The organism is Pseudomonas sp. BSw22131, assembly GCF_026810445.1.
GTDB lineage: Bacteria > Pseudomonadota > Gammaproteobacteria > Pseudomonadales > Pseudomonadaceae > Aquipseudomonas > Aquipseudomonas huanghezhanensis.
Window position 1 is genome coordinate 87,294 of sequence record NZ_CP113949.1, and the last position, 19,099, is coordinate 106,392.

Annotated in this window: 13 protein-coding genes; 7 read left to right on the forward strand and 6 right to left on the reverse strand. The window is 59.0% G+C overall.

Going from position 1 to position 19,099, the window contains the following annotated elements:
- Positions 1-58: 58 nt before the first annotated feature.
- The 4 genes from OYW20_RS00320 to OYW20_RS00335 form a co-directional block, all read right to left on the reverse strand.
- Positions 59-2,011 carry an acyltransferase family protein gene (locus tag OYW20_RS00320; RefSeq protein ID WP_268798765.1) on the reverse strand — a complete coding sequence of 651 codons (1,953 nt, stop codon included), beginning with the start codon at positions 2,009-2,011 and terminating at the stop codon, positions 59-61.
- Between the two features lie 58 nt (positions 2,012-2,069).
- A complete protein-coding gene (locus OYW20_RS00325; RefSeq protein WP_268798766.1) occupies positions 2,070-3,368 on the reverse strand; it encodes a hypothetical protein in 1,299 nt (432 codons plus the stop codon).
- Between the two features lie 11 nt (positions 3,369-3,379).
- Complete coding sequence (locus OYW20_RS00330; RefSeq protein ID WP_268798767.1) at positions 3,380-4,696, reverse strand: hypothetical protein; 1,317 nt, start codon at positions 4,694-4,696, stop codon at positions 3,380-3,382.
- Between the two features lie 429 nt (positions 4,697-5,125).
- On the reverse strand, positions 5,126-6,745 hold the full coding sequence (locus tag OYW20_RS00335) for a glucan biosynthesis protein D (RefSeq protein ID WP_268798768.1): 1,620 nt from the start codon (positions 6,743-6,745) through the stop codon (positions 5,126-5,128).
- A gap of 647 nt (positions 6,746-7,392) precedes the next feature.
- Between OYW20_RS00335 and hflK (OYW20_RS00340) the strand changes: the two genes are divergently transcribed.
- The 5 genes from hflK (OYW20_RS00340) to cfaB all read left to right on the forward strand — a co-directional run bounded on the left by hflK (OYW20_RS00340) (position 7,393) and on the right by cfaB (position 14,909).
- A complete protein-coding gene (gene hflK / locus OYW20_RS00340) occupies positions 7,393-9,360 on the forward strand; it encodes a protease modulator HflK (RefSeq protein WP_268798769.1) in 1,968 nt (655 codons plus the stop codon).
- A gap of 11 nt (positions 9,361-9,371) precedes the next feature.
- Positions 9,372-10,403, forward strand: a complete 1,032-nt coding sequence (hflC, locus tag OYW20_RS00345) for a protease modulator HflC (protein WP_268798770.1) — start codon at positions 9,372-9,374, stop codon at positions 10,401-10,403.
- Complete coding sequence (hflK, locus tag OYW20_RS00350; protein WP_268798771.1) at positions 10,400-11,485, forward strand: protease modulator HflK; 1,086 nt, start codon at positions 10,400-10,402, stop codon at positions 11,483-11,485. The genes hflC and hflK (OYW20_RS00350) overlap by 4 nt, the downstream gene beginning before the upstream one ends.
- Positions 11,482-13,449, forward strand: a complete 1,968-nt coding sequence (locus OYW20_RS00355) for a cation-translocating P-type ATPase (protein ID WP_408005445.1) — start codon at positions 11,482-11,484, stop codon at positions 13,447-13,449. Before hflK (OYW20_RS00350) ends, OYW20_RS00355 begins: the two co-directional genes overlap by 4 nt.
- A gap of 275 nt (positions 13,450-13,724) precedes the next feature.
- Entirely contained in the window at positions 13,725-14,909 is a 1,185-nt protein-coding gene (gene cfaB, locus OYW20_RS00360; protein ID WP_268798772.1) for a C17 cyclopropane fatty acid synthase CfaB, read from the forward strand.
- Positions 14,910-15,019: 110 nt separating this feature from the next.
- Here cfaB and cls read toward each other — a convergent pair whose 3' ends face one another.
- On the reverse strand, positions 15,020-16,459 hold the full coding sequence (gene cls, locus OYW20_RS00365; RefSeq protein WP_268798773.1) for a cardiolipin synthase: 1,440 nt from the start codon (positions 16,457-16,459) through the stop codon (positions 15,020-15,022).
- A gap of 172 nt (positions 16,460-16,631) precedes the next feature.
- On the opposite strand from cls, the gene OYW20_RS00370 reads away from it, so the two are divergent.
- Both OYW20_RS00370 and OYW20_RS00375 read left to right on the forward strand, forming a co-directional pair.
- Positions 16,632-17,153, forward strand: coding sequence for a DUF3617 domain-containing protein (locus tag OYW20_RS00370; RefSeq protein WP_268798774.1), 522 nt, complete (start codon positions 16,632-16,634; stop codon positions 17,151-17,153).
- A gap of 264 nt (positions 17,154-17,417) precedes the next feature.
- The gene (locus OYW20_RS00375) at positions 17,418-18,656 is read left to right on the forward strand and encodes an N-acetylmuramoyl-L-alanine amidase (protein WP_268798775.1); all 1,239 of its coding nucleotides are present in this window, start codon (positions 17,418-17,420) and stop codon (positions 18,654-18,656) included.
- Positions 18,657-18,688: 32 nt separating this feature from the next.
- On the opposite strand, the gene OYW20_RS00380 is transcribed toward OYW20_RS00375, so the two are convergent.
- A complete protein-coding gene (locus OYW20_RS00380) occupies positions 18,689-19,081 on the reverse strand; it encodes a glutamine synthetase (RefSeq protein WP_268798776.1) in 393 nt (130 codons plus the stop codon).
- Positions 19,082-19,099: the final 18 nt, after the last annotated feature.

Genomic DNA, 19,099 nt, shown 5'->3' on the forward strand with positions numbered 1-19,099 from the left:
AGCGCGAGGCCGCTATCTGCCGGGCACCGGCAGGAAATCCTGCGCGTACGAATCCCGCCTACAGCGGCTCTGTTGATGCGGCGCTTATCTGGGCGCGATCAAGGCCAATACCGACCAACGCTGCATTCTGTTTAACCAGCTCGGGCATCACGTAGTTTTTAACGATGTACAGCGACCCTGCGGAGCTTAGGTGCCCCGAATCTATTTGCAGCAGCGAATGATCGTCCTGCAGCCTGACCAGGCATGAGTTGGCGACACACAAGCCATCGATCAACGACACGAAATCCACCAACTGCGGATTGATCATGCTTCGGGTTGCGTGGTCGGTGGCGATCAATCCTGTGTCCATTGCAGCATCAGTGATGTGCGAGTCCTCAACCCCCCAATGGCGGTTGGCGATCACACTAGGCAGCGACGGGCTCCATTGCGGCAAGGGGCCCATTACCACAACCCGCTTGACCCCCAACGTTTTGAGCTGCGCCGCCAGTTCATTCCAGCGGGTTCTGTCGTGCTCGTCTTTTTGTGCGATCACCACCACCTCAGGTTGCAGCGCGGCAATTGATTGCAGCGCCTTGGCGTTGGAGTAATTGCAGGTCATTCTCGGCGGTGTGTTACGCCCGGCGTCCTGTGTGAGGCTCGGCCGGCATCCAGCCGAAGCAACCTGATAGAACGGCGTCCCCTTGGCCAGCAAAGATCTCAAACCCAGCGACAGCGCCTGAGCGTGCGAGTCTCCCCACAGGAAAACCCCGCCGACACCCTGCTTGCGGGTGCAAGACTCATCGATCCCTGACTGCCCGCGTTCAGTGAACGCCGAAAAAGCGTCGCACTTGAGCCAGTAACTTTCGTACAGGTTCCGCTGCCTATTGGCGTAGTCCTGAACGAAGCGAGCCTTGTCGGAAACACTCACCGTGCGCAGCGCCGACACGACGCCGCCCGAGGCACTCACGGCAGTGCCACCGACGAATACCAGCGCTATGAAGGCGCTGGCCGAAGCGAACTTCCATTGCCGAGCGAGTGTCTTTTTCGCGGGCGTCTTTTCAATCAATGAATAAGAAACCTGAGCCAGCGCAAATGCTGCGACGATACCCAGCAGTGCGTTAAGCGAGTTGCCCAGATACCCGGCGTAACTCATGAACACCACAACCGGCCAATGCCACAGATAGAGCGAGTAGGACAGCTTGCCCGTCCACTGTGAGAAGCGGTTGTTGGTGGCGATGGAGTCTTGGCGAGCCGCCACAATGATGGCGAACGTCCCCAGCACAGGCATCAGCGCCAGATAACCTGGCCACACCACACGTTCGGACAAGAGGACGAAGCTGGCTGCCATCAGCGTCAGGCCCGTAGCTTCCAGTGCCCGCTGTTGCAGGCGATTAAGCCTGATCGGGAACAGGCAGGCGACGCCACCCAGTAATAATTCCCACGCCCGAGCCGGCAGCAAATAAAACGCAGGCTCTGGCCAGGTGATCGAAGTCACCACGCAAAAGGCAAAGCCCAGCACGCAGGCTGCGAGCACCAGCCAGCGCAGATGGCGCACCGCGAAGACTTTGCTCAAGCCCAGCAAGACGATGGGGTACAGCATGTAGAACTGCCACTCCACCGAGAGCGACCACGTGTGCAGCAGCCACTTTTCGTGTGCGCTGGCAGTGAAGTATCCCGCCTCTGACCAATACGTGAAGTTGGAATAGAAGCCCAGGCTCGCCGCAACGTGTTTGCCAAGCTCGCTGTATTCGATCGGCAACAGGTAAAACCAGCCCAGCACCAGCAACACGCAGCACAATGCGGCGAGGGCGGGGATGATCCGACGCGCCCGCGACGTGTAGAAGCCGACCAGGCTGAGGGTGTCTTTTTCCAGACCGCGAAACAGAATCCCGGTGATCAGAAAACCCGAGATCACGAAGAAAATATCCACACCTGAAAAACCGCCCGGCAGCCAGCCGGGGTTGAAGTGGAACAGCACCACGGCGATCACCGCGATGGCCCTTAGTCCATTGATGTCTTTTCTGAAGTCCATGGCGATTCTTCGAATGACGTGACGAGGTGAACAAACGCGCCGTGCGCGAACACGCGATTCAGTTAGCCGTGTTCAGACGGATGATTTTTGGAAATTCGGTCAGCGTGATTGCGGCTGAACACTGCGCCCCCTGGCATTGCCATGACGTGCTGTCGTTGACCCAACCCTTTTGTGGCTGAGCCGTGTCGATGAGCTGAACGGCGCCTGCTTGCGGGGTACTGCCGACCAGCGTTTTGTCTCGGACTTTTGCGCCGGACCAGGCGACGACCACCTGCTCTTTGCCCTTCTTGAAGTGCAGCATGTAGAGGTTTTCATCCCATGTGCTTGAAGCCGCCTCGTAGGTGAAATCCTTGATGAACGGGCTGATGACTTTCATCACGTCGTAGGCGGGTTTGGGCGAGAGGTCTTCATTGAGCAGCCCGAAGTTATGCTCCTGATCCGTCCGGTTTGGCCCGTCGTTGATCAAGTCGTACCACCACATGCCCTTGATGTTGGGGATGGTGCGGGCGAAGAACATGATCCGCGCCATGTAGGCCGCTTGGGTCGCAGGCGTGTTGCCGCAAGCGCCGGTGTGGCTTGGCCAGGCCATTTCAGTGAGGTAAATCGGGACGTCCCGACCGGCCTTTTCGCGGATATGCCGCTCGTACTGGCGCATCCAGTTGACCCAGCTCTCGGGGTTGTTCTGGCCTCCGCCTGCGCAGTGTGCGTAGGGGTGAACAGACAAGCCGTCGATCAGGTCGAGCATCCCGGCGTCGATCAAGTGGTCCGCAAACCCGTAATCCATCCCTTCGGGCGTGATAGAACCCGCGAGGATTTTCGCCGGCGTGCCTTTTTGCCCCACGGTGTGTTTGCGAATCAGCGGCACCGCGTCACGCACCAGCGCGGCGTAGTCGGCGGCCAGCTTTGCATCCTTCGGTGCTTCCAGGTCCCACTCGTTCCAGATCTCGTAGTAGTCCACCCTGTTGCCAAGCTGGGCGGTGACGTAGTTCACGTAGTTGAGGTACGCCGCCTTGACCTTGCCCTCCCGGGGCTTGGCGTTGTTGTGAAAAGAGGTGCTGTAGTCGAGGATCGTCAGCCGTGAGAGGTTCAGGGTGGTGGCGATGTTCAGGTAACTACGCCACTGCGGCACGATGCGCAGCTGATTGGGTGCAGGCTCTGCGGTCGACCAGAACGCATCATCCTTCAGCGCAGTGATCCCCGCGTCTGCCGCCAGCGCCAGAGGCTTGCGTGGTGACGCCTCGAAATTCATCAGGTGCGTGCCGATACCAAGGATGAACGGCTCCTCGGCCTGTGCCGCGTTGCACAAGAGCCCGCCGATCAGGGACAGGAAAACAGCAAGTCTGCGGCTGTACTTCATCGCCGTTGCTCTCAATGCTGATGTGGCGGGAAGGGAAAGAAAGACTGTGCACCGCTGGCGGTGGATTTCACCTGGCGCACCTTAAGGCGTCCTGCCAGGACGTGACCGATGGCTATTCCCAGAAACAGGTTGGCCGTCGCGACTTCAAGCATGTCAGTGGTCCATCCGGTCAACAGACAGCAAAAGCAGATGGCGAGCAGGGCGCGACCGGGCCGTGTGATGTCGTTGCTCAAGGCGATAAACATCGGAATTTGCAGCGTGAACAACAGCAGCCCGAAGACACCAAATGTGCCCCACAAATACATAGCGGTATTGTCCGAGCCCAGCGCCGAGACACCAGGTATTGGAAACAACGTCAGCGTGCTGCCATAAGCCCCCAGCCCTGCGCCTGTCCATTGCCAGCCTTGTTCGACGATTCCCTGAGCCATGTTTGGCCAAGTGTTGATCAGGCGGTCATACATCGATGACAGCGTGCCACTGCTCGCCAGCCCCGCGTCGAAGTCGAATAGAAAGCTGGTCAGCGGCAACATCATCCCGCCCAGCACTGCCAGCGTCAGCACGACCCGTGCGGTCCAGTGATACCGCAGGATCAGCAACAGCCCCAACGTGAAGATGAATGCAGCGGCAGGCGCCTTGCTCGTCGTCAGCACGATGCCGATTGCAGTTATGCCGCTGAGGGCGATCATCCGCAGCCTGGACTGCATGAAACTCATTACGAACAGCGCACCAATCGCCAGGTTGATCGACAACACGTTGGAGACACGGGCGAAGCCTGCGATGCGGTCCGCTTCGTCTACGGCCCATGCAGTGTTGCCGCTCAATTCGGTTTCTCCCAGCGTGTAGCTGTAACCTTTCCAGGGCACTGATGTGAGCTTGTCCAGCGCGATCCCGCCCAGCGAGGCCAGCAGACAAAGCCCCACTGCCCAGAGCAGCAGCCGCTTGCGGTAGAGCAGATGTTCGCTGCAAACCATGCCGAACAGTACCGGACAGATACCGAAGAGGCTGAAGCCGACGTTGGACAGGCTGGCGCCGTGCAGCATTGCCAGCAGGCAGTAAATCACCAGCGCCAGCAGACCCAACCACACGCCCTTGCCGGTTTTGAGGGTGCGAAGTTCCAGCATGAACAGCAGGCAGCACAGCACTTTTGGCCCGTACAGCACGGCAGACATTCCGGCTTGGTCGAGGTAGAAGCGCAGTGCGCCGGAGAAGGTCTCAACCAGAATCAGGCTGATGGCTGTCCAGACGATGACCGTCGATTTGCTGAACGACAGAATCGACGCTTTCTCAACGTAAAGGGAAGGGTGCGAGACAGTGACGTTGGACATCATGGTGCGGACCCTCTGGAGCGCTCGGATAAACGTGATCGGCCGGTCTGTCTGATCGGCTTTGAGTTCAGGGCAGGTTTTTGAGGCGCAAAGCTACCGCAGGCCGACTCAGCGCGAGGCTGTCGATAACACTGAAAAAGTGCAGTAAGTCGCAAGCGCCTTAGAGCTCAAGGCGGCGAGGAAGGTCGCTTCTTGATGGCGTGACAGGGGATATATCAGCCTCAGAGCTGAGGGCTGTCAATCAAATAGTCAAAATTTCAGACACTTCATTCAAAGACTAAAACGCTAGCCTTCTAAGTCATTGAATGTATTGGTGGATGTATTTTTGACGCTGTTAAAGCGGGTGTTTGGATGGGGTTTTGAAGGTTCGACTATGAATCATTTTCGTTACACACAGGGCAAGCGTGCAGGCGCGCGCTTGCCCGTGACGCGTCAGGTGTAGCGACGTTTTTCGGCCGGTGGCGGGAAGTACTGATACAGCCATGTTTCGCTCAAAGTCCGGTCGCCGGTCTTGATGAACATGCGCATCTCTACCGGATCTGCGCCATCGCTGGTCGGGTACCAGTCAAACGTGATGCGATACCCCTTGATATCGGGCAAAGCCAGTACGTTGAAGTCCTGCACTTTGCCATTGGAGACCGTCACGATCGGCTCGATACTTGAACCCTCGGGCAGACGATCAATGCCGCCGCCCTTGAAGTCGACGGCGAAGCGTCGCGCCCAGACATCCGGGTAATGCTCGCCGGGTGCCCAACCCTCGATGAATCCACCCATGCCGGAACGTGTGGCATTGACTTGGGCCAACGGCGTGCTGACCGGTGGAAGCGGGCTCCAGTAAAGCTTGTAGCCGAAGTTCATCGACATGCCGGCCTTGACCGGATCGCGCGGATTCCAGAACGCCACAATGTTGTCCAGCGTTTCGCCGGTTGTGGATAACTCCAGCAAATCGATAGAGCCTTCGCCCCATGCTGTGGTGGGCTCAACCCACAGGCTCGGACGGCGATGGTACCAATCGACTGTGTCTTGATAGGTCTTGAATTCGTGATCGGTCTGAACCAGCCCGAAACCTTTCGGATCGGTGTCGGCAAACGCGTTGAATTGCAACTTGGCCGGGTTGTTCAGCGGGCGGCAGATCCATTCACCGTTGCCTCGCCACATGGACAGGCGGTCGGAGTCATGGATCTCCGGGTGGATGGTGTCGCACATGCGGCGCTCGTGGGTGCCGCAGCTGAACATGCTGGTCATGGTGGCAATGCCCAGCTGTTCGATATCTGCGCGGGCGTTGATGTGCGCGTCGATGTCCATCACCACACGATCGGCCTGACAGTCGATGTCGAAGCGATACGCACCCGTTGCGCTTGGCGAGTCGAGAAGGGCATACACGACGAAGCGGGTGGCGTCCTTGGTCGGTTTTTCAAACCAGAACTGAGTGAAATCAGGAAATTCTTCCGGACGCTTGGCGTAGGTGTCGATGGCCAGGCCGCGTGCTGACAAGCCGTATTGCTTGTTGCTGTCGATGGCGCGGAAATAGCTCGCGCCCAAGAAAGAGAGGATGTCGTTGATCGCGATTTCAGGCGCTTTGAACAGCTTGAACCCAGCGAAACCCAGATCCCCCTTGAGCTGCGCCTTGTCGACGCCGCTGGCCTCGTAATTGAAAAGCTCGGGACGGAAATGCACTTCTCGGGCTTGCTTGGTCGCAGGGTCCACGCTGTACATACGTACCGGCGTCTTGAAGCCTGCGCCGACGTGGAAAAAGTGGACGTCCAACTGGCCTTTGACGTCGTTCCACAGCGAATGACCGGCGTCGTATTTGATCGCATTGAACTGCTGAGGAGTCATGTTCGCCAGGGTTGCTGGCAGCGTTTGTTTGGTGCTGACATAAGGCTTGCCGGCCAATTGTTTGGCACTGTCTTGCAAGCTCTTGAAATCGAAATGTTCGATTTCGCCATCTGCCGCTGCAGCGAGGGCGCGTGCAGCGTAAAGCCCTGAGGCCGGCAGCGCGCTATAGGCGGCCAACGCCATGGATGCTTTCAGGAGATTCCTGCGATTCATAAGGTGAAGCCTCTGAAGAATGCCGTGCCTTCCTGCACGAATAAGTGCGCTTTCCCAATCCTTGCCGAACGCAAATTACCAACAAACAGATAACAATCTCGGCATGTTGTTCGCAAATTGGCGAAATAAATCGTTTCAGAGGGTTAAAAAGTTCGACTGAAAGTGTGTCAGCAGGTGTTGGTCTAGGTCTGCTCGCCATGTAGCAGTGTGGGAGCACCGCGAGGCCGCGATGGGCTGCGCAGCGGCCCTGAAATCAGAGACCTCGGCTGTTCTGGAACACCGCGTGCGCAGGGTTTACTCCCTGTGCCCGGCAGCTTCGCGGGCAATTAGGATGCCGCCCACTCGCTCCAACGATCGTGTTTCCCGGCTTTTGCTGAGGGCTGTGGGGGCCGAGGTGCTGGCGAAGCGGCCTCAAGGGTTAAATCAGATCCGTCGCCTCTCGAATCAATTCGTGCGGACAACCTGTCTGCAGGCTGTCTGACTGGAAAATTCAACGCGAAGACTGTTATTCAACAGACAAAAATTTCACCATTTTTGTTATATCGTAACGCCCCTCATGTAACCATGTTTCGGCTTGTTACCAGCGCCGCGCTGCGAACGTAGAGGAAGAACGATGGATACAGCATTCAGCAGGTTTTGGGGTTTCGATGCGGGTTGATCTGGATGGTGAGGATTTTGCTCTGGAAGAGCTGCCAAGGTTTCAACGCGCTTCGTTGCAAGCGCGGCGTCTGACCAGGCTGACGTATTTGATCGGTGGGCTGGGCGTGTTCGGCCTGGTGGTGTCGTTGTTTGTTGATCTGTTCTCTCCCAACTCGTTGTGGACGGCTGTGCTGACCAATTCGGCCGCTAGCTTTTTGCTGCTGGCGGGCGCGATGCAGTCAGCGCAGGTCATCGCGGTGTGGCGCGCCCAGGCCATCGCGGTGCCTGAGCCCGTCGAGGTGCCGGTAATTGACCCGCTCTCCGACGAAGAAAGTGGCTGGTACGACCGATTGCTGGCGCGCCTTGGCGGACGAGGGGCGTCGATGGTCGCTGTCATTGGCCTGCCCACTTTCTGGCTCGCAGGCTGGGCCCTGGCTTCGCTGATCAGCATCAAGCTGATCTGGAACACCACGTTGCCGGGCAGTGACCTGACCCAGGTCGGCAGTCTTGTCGGCGGTCTGTTAGTGCTCATGGCCTTCGGTTTGCTGGTTCTGGAGCGCCAGTTCACCCAAGAGCCTGCGACCAACTGGCCCGAAGCTGATCAACTCGCGCAGATAACGCGGGCTGCGATTGGCGTGCTGCTGATCGGCGCGTTGTGCCTGTTCTTTTCCTCCGCCGAACGCGTGTGGCCTGGGAGGCTGGCCGTGCTGATGGGCATCCTGCCCGGTCTGGTTGCGTTGGAGCTTTTGATCCGTGCGGTTTTGTCGGTGTTCAGCCCGCGCAACGAGCGCGTCGAACCACGGCTGATGGCGAGCAGCTTTATTGCTGGTTTACTGCGCTGGCCTCCGCAGCCGCTGATGGCGTTGCAACACGAATTGCACAACCGTTTCGGTATCGACCTGCGCCAGATATGGGCATTTACTTATATGCGCCGTGCGTTTCTGCCGGTGCTGTCGGTCATCGTTGCATTGGGTTGGGCGTTGAGCGGCGTCTCTGAAATCCCCATGCAGGGACGCGGCATCTATGAACGTTTCGGCAAGCCGGTTGAGGTGCTCGGGCCAGGTCTCCACGCAGGATTGCCATGGCCATTTGGGCGAGTGCTGGCGGTCGAGAATGGTGTGGTCCATGAGCTGGCGACCAGTGTTTCGGACGCCGGCAATGCCGAACAAGTGCTGGACCCTGCGGAAGGCCCACCGCCTGCTGTGGCTAACCGCTTGTGGGACGCCAGCCACGTCAACGACAAATCTCAGGTGATCGCCAGCAGCACGGGCGACAAGCAGAGCTTTCAGATCGTCAACATGGACGTGCGCTTTGTGTACCGCATCGGCCTGACCGATGACGCCGCGATGGCTGCCACCTACAACAGTGCCAACGTCGTGAGCCTGATTCGCAGCACCGCCAGCCGCATTCTGGTTCACGACTTCGCCTCACGCACGCTCGACGAATTGCTTGGCGAGCAGCGCACCGATCTTGCGGCTGACATCGGCAGCGCCGTGCAACATGATCTGAACAAGCTCGACAGCGGCGTGGAAATTCTCGCCACGGTGGTGGAGTCGATTCATCCGCCAGCGGGAGCAGCCAATGCGTATCACGCGGTGCAAGCGGCGCAGATCAGCGCTCAGGCACTGATCTCACGGGAGCGCGGCGCAGCGGCGGACAAATCCAACCTGGCTCAACTGCACGCCAGCGTTGCTCATGATCAGGCGGCCGCCAACTCGCGCGAAGTCATGGCGACGGCGCAGGCATCGGACCTGCGTTTCAGCGCCGAACGGCAGGCTTACGCCAAAGCCGGTCAGGCGTTTCTGCTGGAGCAATATCTGACGCAACTCAGCCAAGGCCTGCAGCACGCCAAATTATTGGTTCTGGATCATCGTCTGGGCGGCACTGTTGCGCCGACCATCGATCTGCGCACTTTCACGCTGCCGGCCGACCCTGCGGTGCCCGGTAAAGCAGCCGATCAGCAATCGGCTGAATAAGGAGTCGTCACTTGAGTCTGTTCCATTCACACGATCATCATGACCATTCCGGCCACGACCACGGGCATGGCGGACATCACCACGGCCATCATCACGGCGAGGCATCCGGGCCGGTGGGTTTCCCTTGGCGGCGTTCGGCGCTGGCCGCGGTATTGATCGCGTTTGCAGTGGCCGCTGCGAGTCTGGTTCAGGTGCGCTCCGGCGAGGCAACCGTCATCACCCGTTTTGGCAATCCGTCCCGCGTGTTGCTCGATCCGGGTCTGAGCTGGCGCTGGCCAGCACCGTTCGAAGCAACGATCCCCGTCGATCTGCGTCTGCGAACCACCTCAAGTGGCTTGCAGGACGTCGGCACCCGCGACGGTTTGCGCATCATCGTTCAGGCATATGTGGCGTGGCAGGTGCAGGGCGACCCGGACAACGTGAAGCGCTTCATGCGTGCGGTGCAAAACCAGCCCGATGAAGCTGCGCGGCAGATCCGGACTTTTGTCGGCTCGGCGCTGGAAACCACCGCTGCGAGCTTCGACCTCTCGAGCCTGGTCAACACCGACGCCAGTCAGGTGCGCATTGCCGATTTCGAAAACCAGCTGCGTCAGCAGATTGATCAGCAATTGCTCACGACTTACGGCGTGCGCGTCCTGCAGGTCGGTGTCGAGCGCCTGACATTGCCCTCGGTGACGTTGAACGCGACGGTGGATCGGATGCGCGCCGAGCGTGAAACCATCGCCACCGAACGCACGGCCATTGGCAAGCGCGAGGCGGCGCAGATTCGGTCCGCCGCTGAGCGTGATGCACGCATCGTCGAAGCGGACGCTACCGTGAAGGCCGCCGACATTGAGGCGCAATCGCGGGTTGAAGCCGCGCAGATTTACGGTCGCGCCTACGCTGGCGCCCCGCAGCTCTATAATCTGCTGCGTTCGCTGGACACACTCGGCACCGTTGTCGGCCCCACCACCAAACTGATTCTGCGCACTGACGCTGCGCCATTCCGTGTGTTGGTTGATGGCCCGCCGACGCTGGACAGCAAGGCTGGAACACAGCCATGAGTGACCATGATTCCCCTGCCAACCCTGAACCGGCAGCGGTCGAGCGACCTGTGAACAAGAGTCCGTGGTTGCAGGCCAGCCGTCTGGCTTTTATCGGGCTGTACGTGGTCACGGTGTTCGCGGCGCTGAGTTGGGCGATATCCAATGTGCGTCAGATCGACCCGCAGAACCGCGCTGTGGTGTTTCGGATGGGCGCGCTGGATCGCGTGCAAAACGCCGGGCTGCTAGTGGCCTGGCCGCAGCCGTTCGAGCAAGTGGTACTGCTGCCTTCGGCTGATCGGGTAATCGAGCGCCATGTCGAAACGTTGCTGCGCTCATCGACCGCGCTGGCGGCGGACAAGGTCGCCAGCTTCGCCACGCCGATGAGTGACGCACTGGCTGGGTCGGGCTTTCTGCTGACCGGCGATGCCGGCGTCGTGCAGCTGGATGTGACGGTGTACTACAAAGTCATCGACCCGCGTGCCTTTGTGCTACAGGGCGCACACGTTCTGCCAGCGCTGGATCGGTTGGTTACACGCAGTGCCGTGGCACTCACGGCTGCACGGGATCTGGACACTATTTTGGTGGCGCGTCCTGAGCTGGTCGGTGCCGACAGCCAATCAGCCGAGCGGCGCGAGCGCTTGCGTGGCGATCTGGTGCAAGGCATCAACCTGCGCCTCAACGAGCTGACCGCGACCGGTGCGGGCGTGGGCATCGAAGTGGCGCGGGTCGATGTGCAATCGAGTCTGCCAACGGCGGCCGTCAACGCGTTCAACGCAGTACTGACTGCCAGCCAGCAAGCGGATCAAGCGGTGGCCAACGCACGCACCGACGCCGAAAAACTCAATCAGACGGCTAATCAGCAGGCCGACCGCACCGTGCAGGTCGCCCATGCTCAAGGCTCCGAGCGGCTGGCCAAGGCGCAAACCGACACCGCCACCGTTACAGGCCTTGCGCAGTCGATTCAGAACAGAAGCGACCCCGGCTTGATGCAGCGAATCTACCGTGAGCGTGTGCCAAAGATTTTGGGTCAGGCTGGTTCAGTCACGACGGTTAACCCCAAAGACGATTCCCGACTGATCATCCAGGGAGCAGATAAATGAGTGGCGAAGCCGTTCACACCCATGCCGAGCCATCCCAAGACGGAGCTGCTCACGGCAAGCCAGCGGCGCCCGTCAGCATGCTCACCAGCGCCGAGCAACGCAGCGCGGCCCGGCAACTGACGCTGGCCATGCTCGCACTCGGTTTGTTGGCGTTGGGGCTGATCTGGCGATTTTTTGCACCCGAGCAAGTGGGCGTGAGCCAGCTGCTGCTGGGCGCTGCCTCCCTGTTGGTGGCGATTCCGGTGGTCAGCGCCGGTTGGCACAGCTTGCGTTACCCGAGCCTGCACGGCATCACCGATCAACTGATCGCTCTGGCGATGCTGGGGGCCTGGGCCACGGGTGATCTGATGACCGCCGCCTTGCTGCCGATCATCATGATTTTCGGTCACGTACTGGAAGAGCGCAGTGTGATTGGCTCGCAGGAGGCGATTCAGGCGCTCGGCAAACTCACGCGCAGCCACGCCCGGTTGGTGACTGCCGACGGCTCGATACGCGAGGTCGATAACGGCACGCTGGTGGCGGGCGATCAAGTTGAAGTGCGCGCCGGAGATCGGGTGCCGGCGGACGGCCGCGTGATCTCCGGCCAAGCCAGCCTCGACACCGCGCCGATCACCGGCGAGTCGGTGCCGCTGGAGGCGAGGGCGGGCATGGATGTGTTCGGCGGCGCGATCAACCTTGATGGCCTGCTGAGGATTGAAGTCACGCGTATTGGCAACGAGTCGACGCTGGGCAAGGTCATTGCGTTGATGCAGAACGCCGAGCGCTCCAAACCGCCTATCACCCGTTTGCTCGAACGTTATGCCGGCAGTTACATGGTGTTGGTGTTGCTGATCGCAGCCGTGACGTGGTTCATCACCAATAACGCACAAGCGATGCTCGCCGTGCTGGTTGCGGCGTGCCCATGTGCGCTGGTGCTGTCGGCGCCGGCAACAGCGATTGCTGGCATCGCGGTTGCGGCGCGCCATGGGATTTTGATTCGCAGTTCGGCGTTTCTCGAGGAGCTTGCTGACCTCACGTCGCTGGTGGTGGATAAAACCGGGACGCTGACCTTCGGCAGTTTGCGGCTCCAATCGGTCCAGGCGGTCAACGGTGAGCCTGAAGGCGTGTTGTCGTTGGCGGCCAGTCTGGGCGCGGCGAGCAGCCACCCGGTCAGCCGTGCACTGGCCTTACTTGTGAACAAGGATCAGTTGCTGCCGCTCGAGGATATACGGGAACGCCAAGGCTTGGGCGTGGTTGCCCGCACGCCTCATGGCGAGGCTGCTCTGGGTCGCCCGGAGTTGTTCGAGCAACTGGGCATTGCGACCACGGCGGTGCCTGATCACGATGGACCAATTGCAGGTCTGGCGGTCAATGGTGCGTTTGTGGCCTGGCTGTTATTGGCCGACAGCCTAAAGCCGGAAGCACGGCAGGCACTGGCTGAGTTGCGGGAGTTGGGCATGGGCCGTCAACTGTTGCTCACCGGCGACAGGCAAAGCGTTGCCGACAGCGTGGGTCGGGAAGTGGGCATCAGCGACATCGAAGCGCAGGCGTTGCCAGAGGACAAACTCAACCGGGTGATGGGCGAAATAAAAAATGGTTTTCGGCCGATGGTGGTTGGCGACGGTATCAATGATTCGTTGGCGCTGAAGGCAGGCGTGGTGGGTGTCGCGATGGGAGCGGGCGGGGCTGATATTGCTTTGGCTTCAGCTGACATCGTGCTGATCGGCAGCGACCTGCGTCGCCTTGGTACGTGCGTGCGTTTGAGTCGTCAGTGCCGACATACTCTTCAGGTCAACGTGATCATCGGACTGGGCTGGACGCTGGCCATCGTTGCGCTCGCGGCCTTCGGTGTTTTAGGGGCTGCTGGCGCGATGATTGCGGCGGTTTTGCACAACCTCAGCACGTTATTGGTATTGGGCAACGCGGGTCGCTTGTTGCGTTTTCATGAGCCGATCGCAAAATTTCATAATTCTCCTCAGGCTTGATAATCAGGCGCTTGGCTGAAACGCGCCGGTATTGCAGCACTCGCTAAGTATAAAAATGCGCTTGAGCCTTGAAGAACTCTGTTACAAATTATCCACAGTCATGAGGAGGGTGTTCCATCGCAGGCATTAATTTGGCTCGAATCCCTGGGGGCACGGGGCAGTACCCGGAACGTTGATTCATGCAGTTCTCCTAGAGCTTATCGCCTGACGGATCCTGTCTGGAGTCCGATGTGGGACTACCCTTTTCTAAGTTTCTGGATCAGGGGGTTTTCTCAATGCTCGCGCACTTGCCACCGGCCTTACAGAATCTTCATTTACCGCTCCGGCTAAAACTCTGGGACGGCCACGAATTCGATCTGGGGCCGACGCCCAAGGTCACCATCGTCGTAAAAGATCCGCTGCTGGTGTCCGGTTTCTCCCACCCAAGCCTTGGTTTGCTGGGCAGTGCTTTTGTCGAAGGGCGGCTTGAGCTCGAGGGTTCCATCACGGAAGTGGTCCGCGTCTGTGATCAGCTCACCAAGGCGCTGGGGGACGAGGAAGGGGATAATCTCCCCGTGCGCACCGAGCACGACAAAGAGACCGATGCTGCTTCGATCTCTTATCACTACGACCTTTCCAACGCGTTTTATCAGCTCTGGCTCGACAAGGAGATGGTGTATTCCTGCGCCTACTTCAAGACCGGCAACGAGACGCTTGAGCAGGCGCAGCAGGACAAATTCCATCATCTGTGCCGCAAGCTCAGGCTCCAGCCGGGAGAGTACTTGCTGGACGTCGGTTGCGGTTGGGGTGGTCTGGCGAGGTTTGCCGCGCGCGAGTACGGCGTGAAAGTGTTCGGTATCACCCTGAGCCAGGAGCAATTGTCGCTCGCTCAAGAGCGGGTCAGGGCTGAGGCGCTGGAGAGCCAGGTCGAATTACAACTGCTGGATTATCGCGATCTGCCGCAGGATGGACGCTTTGACAAGGTGGTCAGCGTCGGGATGTTCGAACACGTCGGCCACGCTAATCTGGAGCTTTACGCCAAATGCCTGTTTGGGGCGGTGAAGGAGGGCGGTCTGGTGATGAACCACGGCATCACCGCCAAGCACACGGATGGCCGCCCGGTGGGGCGCGGGGCTGGAGATTTCATCGACCGTTATGTCTTCCCGAACGGCGAATTGCCCCATCTTTCGATGATCACTGCGCACATCAGCGAGACCGGGCTTGAGGTGGTGGACGTGGAAAGTTTGCGTCTCCACTATGCCAAAACACTGGATCACTGGAGTGCCCGGCTGGAGAAGAAGCTTGATGTTGCTGCGGCCATGGTCCCGGAACAGGCGCTGCGTATCTGGCGCTTATACCTGGCGGGCTGTGCGTATGCGTTCTCTCAGGGCTGGATCAACTTGCACCAGATACTGGCAGTGAAGCCGCTGCCTGATGGCAGTCACACGCTGCCCCTGACGCGAGAAGATATTTACAGGTAAATGATTGCGGCGGATGAGCCTCGCCAAGGCAAGCCTCCAACAGGGATGGCCGTCGCTTTTGTAGGAGTTGACTAGCCAGCGCGAGGCCGCGAAGGGGCGAAATCAGCGACTCAAAGAATCGGTGATATCAATCGCGCTATGCGCATTCCCAATTGTTGGAGGTGGTGCGTCTCTTTGCTTTCTTCCAGCGACACCTCATGGGCCAGCGCGAAGTCGGCGTTGAGCATCTGTTCCACCTGCCGGGCAAAATTCTCGTCTACGGTCAGCAGCATTAATTCGAAATTCAGGCGGAAGGATCGGTTGTCCATGTTTGCGCTGCCGATGGCGGTGATTTCGTTATCCACCAGCACCACTTTCTGATGCAGGAAGCCGGGTTTATAACGAAAGATCCTGACACCCGCTCGTACCGCTTCAAAAGCAAACAGGCTGGACGCTGCATACACCACGTAGTGGTCTGGCCGCGAGGGCAACAAGATGCGCACATCCACGCCCCGCAAGACCGCCAGCAGAAGCGCGGCAGACACGGCTTCGTCAGGGATGAAATACGGCGTGGTGATCCACACTCGTTCGGTCGCCGCATGAATCGCTTCGACGAAAAACAGCGAGCAGGTTTCTTGGGGGTCAGCCGGGCCGCTTGCAAGAAACTGGCAGAGCACGCCGTCCTCAGGGTACGACTCCGGCAGGATCAGCGGTGGCAGTTCGCGTGTTGCCCAGAACCAGTCTTCGGCGAATGACTCTTGCAGGCACGCTACCACCGGACCTACGACCGCCACATGAGTATCCCGCCATGGCGCGAGCGGCGGCTTCAGACCCAAGTACTCATCGCCCACGTTGTGTCCGCCCACAAAGCCCGTTTCGCCGTCTACTACCACGATCTTGCGGTGGTTACGGAAGTTGATCTGGAACCGATTCAACCAGCCACTGCGCGTGGCGAACGCCTTGATTTGCACGCCACCCGACCGCAGCTTTTCGATGTAGCTGGCGGGTAGCGCGTGGCTGCCAATGCGGTCGTACAGGACATGAACTGATACGCCTTCGGCAGCCTTCTCCAGCAGCAATGCCTGCAAGCGGCGGCCGAGGTCATCGTCATGGATGATGAAGAACTGCACAAGCACCGCTTGTTTCGCACGGCCGATGGCTTCGAAGATGGCGGCAAACGTAGCCTCTCCATTGATCAGCAATCGAACTTCGTTGTTAGCAAGGCACGGCACGCGGCCCAGTTTGGGCATTGCGCGTAGCGACTCGTAAGCCGGTGAATGCCGCGCGGCGACAGCTTCCTCAATCCAGGGCCGCCAGTTCAGATCGACGATGGCGTTACGCATCTCACGGTTGGCTTGGCGTCGCGCTTTGATATACCCGTCGAACGAGCTTCGGCCGAACACCAGGTAGGGAATCAAGGAGAGGTAAGGAATGAAAATCAACGGCATGGCCCAGGCAATAGAGCCCTGAGCGGTGCGCACGGTCAAAAGCGCGTGAATCGCGGCTATGATGCCCAGCAGGTGAGTAAAGCCAATGACGTAGCCAAAGAAATACGGGCTGTGATAGTCCATGCGCAACCTTGCTCCAAGGCCTTTTTGATGTTTAACAGACCACAGCGGCTGAGGATTGTCGCTATTTTATTCGCGGTGCAACTGGTTACTCGATTCATCGTCTAAGCGTCATTGTCTGGTGTCTGGCCAACGCCGGGTTCGAACTGCTGCATGCACACATGGGAAGAGATAAATGAAGAAGCGCTTAGTGGCGTTGGTGGTCTGTCTGGCGGTACCTTTTGCACAGGCGCAGGTGCTACAACCTGGTTTGTGGGAGCTGACGTCGAGCAACATGCTGGTGGATGGGCAGCAGCTTCCGGATATGCAGGTGATGCTCAATCAACTACAGCTCATGGCGCCGCAACAACGCGCTGCCATGGAGCAAATGCTGGAGAAACAAGGAGTTACCCTAGGTGGTAAGGGCGTTCGTATTTGTCTTACGCCTGAGCAGGTGAAAAGCGAGCAAATCCCGCTACAAGATCCGAAGTCCGGTTGTACGCAGCAAGTCACCGAGCGTAACGGGGCTAACTGGAAGTTCAAGTTCAGTTGTCCCCGGGCTCAAGGCACCGGAACCGCGCAATTTTTGAGTGATCGCGAGTTCAACAGTCACGTTGTCGGCTCGTTCAACGCAACCGGCCAGCAACAGAATGGCAGCATGGACACGCGTGCTGTCTGGCTAGGTCAGCAATGCGGTGCGGTTAAGCCTCGCACCTGATCTGATACCCACCGATCCCCAAATGCCCCAGAAATTGGGGCGTTTTGCTGTGCGGTGGAACATTACCACCAACGTCACGTGTTCCACGTGGAACATGTCGTTGTTTCAGCTCGATTTTTCCGTAGGGGAATGGGCCTTCTAGTTATCAAAAATTTCACCAAAGCCGGGGAAAGATTCACCTTCAGCGATGAAATGGCATGTTATACAGTAACTATAATCGCCATTGTCATCTGAGCAGAAATGCTCGATTTTCCGGTAAATTCCATGCATCGACGTCAAATGCTGCTCAACATGCTTCTGGCCAGCGCCGCTTTGGCGCTGCCGTTTAGCGCAAACGCCACGCAGATTCGCAACGCGCGGTTATGGCGCTCGGATAACAAGCTGCGGTTGGTGTTCGATCTAAGTGGGCCGGTGCAGTACAGGACGTTCACCCTGAGCGCACCGGAGCGGATAATCATCGACTTTAGCGGGTCGCGGCTCGAGGGAAACTTCAATCAGCTGGTCCTTGAGAACACGCCCATCAAAGCCATTCGCTCCGGGCATTTTGGTCAAGGGGACACACGCATCGTGCTGGACCTTGCGAAGGCGGTGCCGCTTAACAGTTTTGTGCTTGGCCCGGAAGGTTCCCAAGGCCATCGACTGGTGCTGGACCTTGGCGCTGATGCTCCGCATGCGCCGATGCAAATGGCCGCTGCACCGCTGGTTAAGCCTTCCGCGCCTGAGCCTGCTCCGGACAGAAGGCGGTCAAAGCGCGACATCATGGTGGTCGTCGATGCCGGGCATGGCGGTAAAGACCCCGGTGCGATAGGGGCTAAAGGTGAGCGCGAGAAGGATGTGGTGTTGTCCATCGCGCAACTGCTGGCCAAACGCTTGAAGCGTGAGAAGGGCTTCGATGTGCGCTTGGTGCGCAACGATGACTTCTTCGTGCCGCTGCGAAAGCGCGTGGACATTGCCCATAAATACAACGCCGACATGTTCATCTCGGTACATGCGGACGCTGCACCGCGCCTGACAGCTTCTGGCGCTTCTGTTTTCGCGTTGTCGGAAGGCGGCGCTACGTCGGCCACTGCCCGCTACATGGCGCAACGCGAGAACGGTGTCGACCTGATTGGTGCGACCAGCCTGCTCAATCTCAAGGATAAAGACCCGATGCTTGCAGGCGTTATTCTCGACATGTCCATGAGCGCTACCATCACCGCCAGCTTGCAGTTGGGCAATACCATCCTCGGCAGTTTGCAGGGCATCACCGACCTGCATCAGAAACGCGTCGAGCAAGCCGGTTTTGCGGTGCTCAAATCCCCTGATGTGCCGTCGATCCTGGTCGAAACCGGGTTTATCTCCAACGCCCGCGACAGCCAGCGTCTGGTGACTGCGCGGCATCAACAAGCGGTAGCGGATGGCTTGTTCGAAGGCATGAAGCGTTATTTCGAACGCAATCCGCCAGTGGGTTCGTACGTGGCCTGGCGGCAGGAGCAGAAAGCTGCGGAACAGGGCATCGTGTGACTTCCCTCCAACGCTGCAGCGTTGTCGGCTAACTAGCGACACCCCGTCAATCGGTCGCAAATGACTTTACTGTGGATGCCACTCGAACTGGATATCCGCGTAACGGACGTCCAGCCGACTTTGCGCACCCATCCCGCCCAGACCTCGCCGTCTGAGGCTACGCCGGTAAAAAATGTCAGTTGCCCGTATCGGCTGTTGGTTTGCGCCCAGCGTCGATGGCTCGACGCTTCGTAGCCGCGCATAAACAGCGTCGTGCCGGCCATTGCGACGCTGTAGCTGTTGCCATAGTCATCCTGACAAGCCAGTAGCGAAACGCTGCGCGTGCACAGCGCTAGCTCCGGACGGATCGAAGGTGGCGCCGCTAGCACCGGTGTAACTGCAAGCAGCAGCACCCAACCACTGAAAAAGGCAAAAGCGCGAGGCATGGAAAGGCTCTTGAAAAA

Coding starts and splice junctions, on each gene's coding strand:
- OYW20_RS00320 (WP_268798765.1), bottom strand. CDS start 2,011: ATGGACTTCAGAAAAGACATCAATGGACTAAGGGCCATCGCGGTGATC.
- OYW20_RS00325 (WP_268798766.1), bottom strand. CDS start 3,368: ATGAAGTACAGCCGCAGACTTGCTGTTTTCCTGTCCCTGATCGGCGGG.
- OYW20_RS00330 (WP_268798767.1), bottom strand. CDS start 4,696: ATGATGTCCAACGTCACTGTCTCGCACCCTTCCCTTTACGTTGAGAAA.
- OYW20_RS00335 (WP_268798768.1), bottom strand. CDS start 6,745: ATGAATCGCAGGAATCTCCTGAAAGCATCCATGGCGTTGGCCGCCTAT.
- hflK (WP_268798769.1), top strand. CDS start 7,393: ATGCGGGTTGATCTGGATGGTGAGGATTTTGCTCTGGAAGAGCTGCCA.
- hflK (WP_268798771.1), top strand. CDS start 10,400: ATGAGTGACCATGATTCCCCTGCCAACCCTGAACCGGCAGCGGTCGAG.
- OYW20_RS00355 (WP_408005445.1), top strand. CDS start 11,482: ATGAGTGGCGAAGCCGTTCACACCCATGCCGAGCCATCCCAAGACGGA.
- cfaB (WP_268798772.1), top strand. CDS start 13,725: ATGCTCGCGCACTTGCCACCGGCCTTACAGAATCTTCATTTACCGCTC.
- cls (WP_268798773.1), bottom strand. CDS start 16,459: ATGGACTATCACAGCCCGTATTTCTTTGGCTACGTCATTGGCTTTACT.
- OYW20_RS00370 (WP_268798774.1), top strand. CDS start 16,632: ATGAAGAAGCGCTTAGTGGCGTTGGTGGTCTGTCTGGCGGTACCTTTT.
- OYW20_RS00375 (WP_268798775.1), top strand. CDS start 17,418: ATGCATCGACGTCAAATGCTGCTCAACATGCTTCTGGCCAGCGCCGCT.
- OYW20_RS00380 (WP_268798776.1), bottom strand. CDS start 19,081: ATGCCTCGCGCTTTTGCCTTTTTCAGTGGTTGGGTGCTGCTGCTTGCA.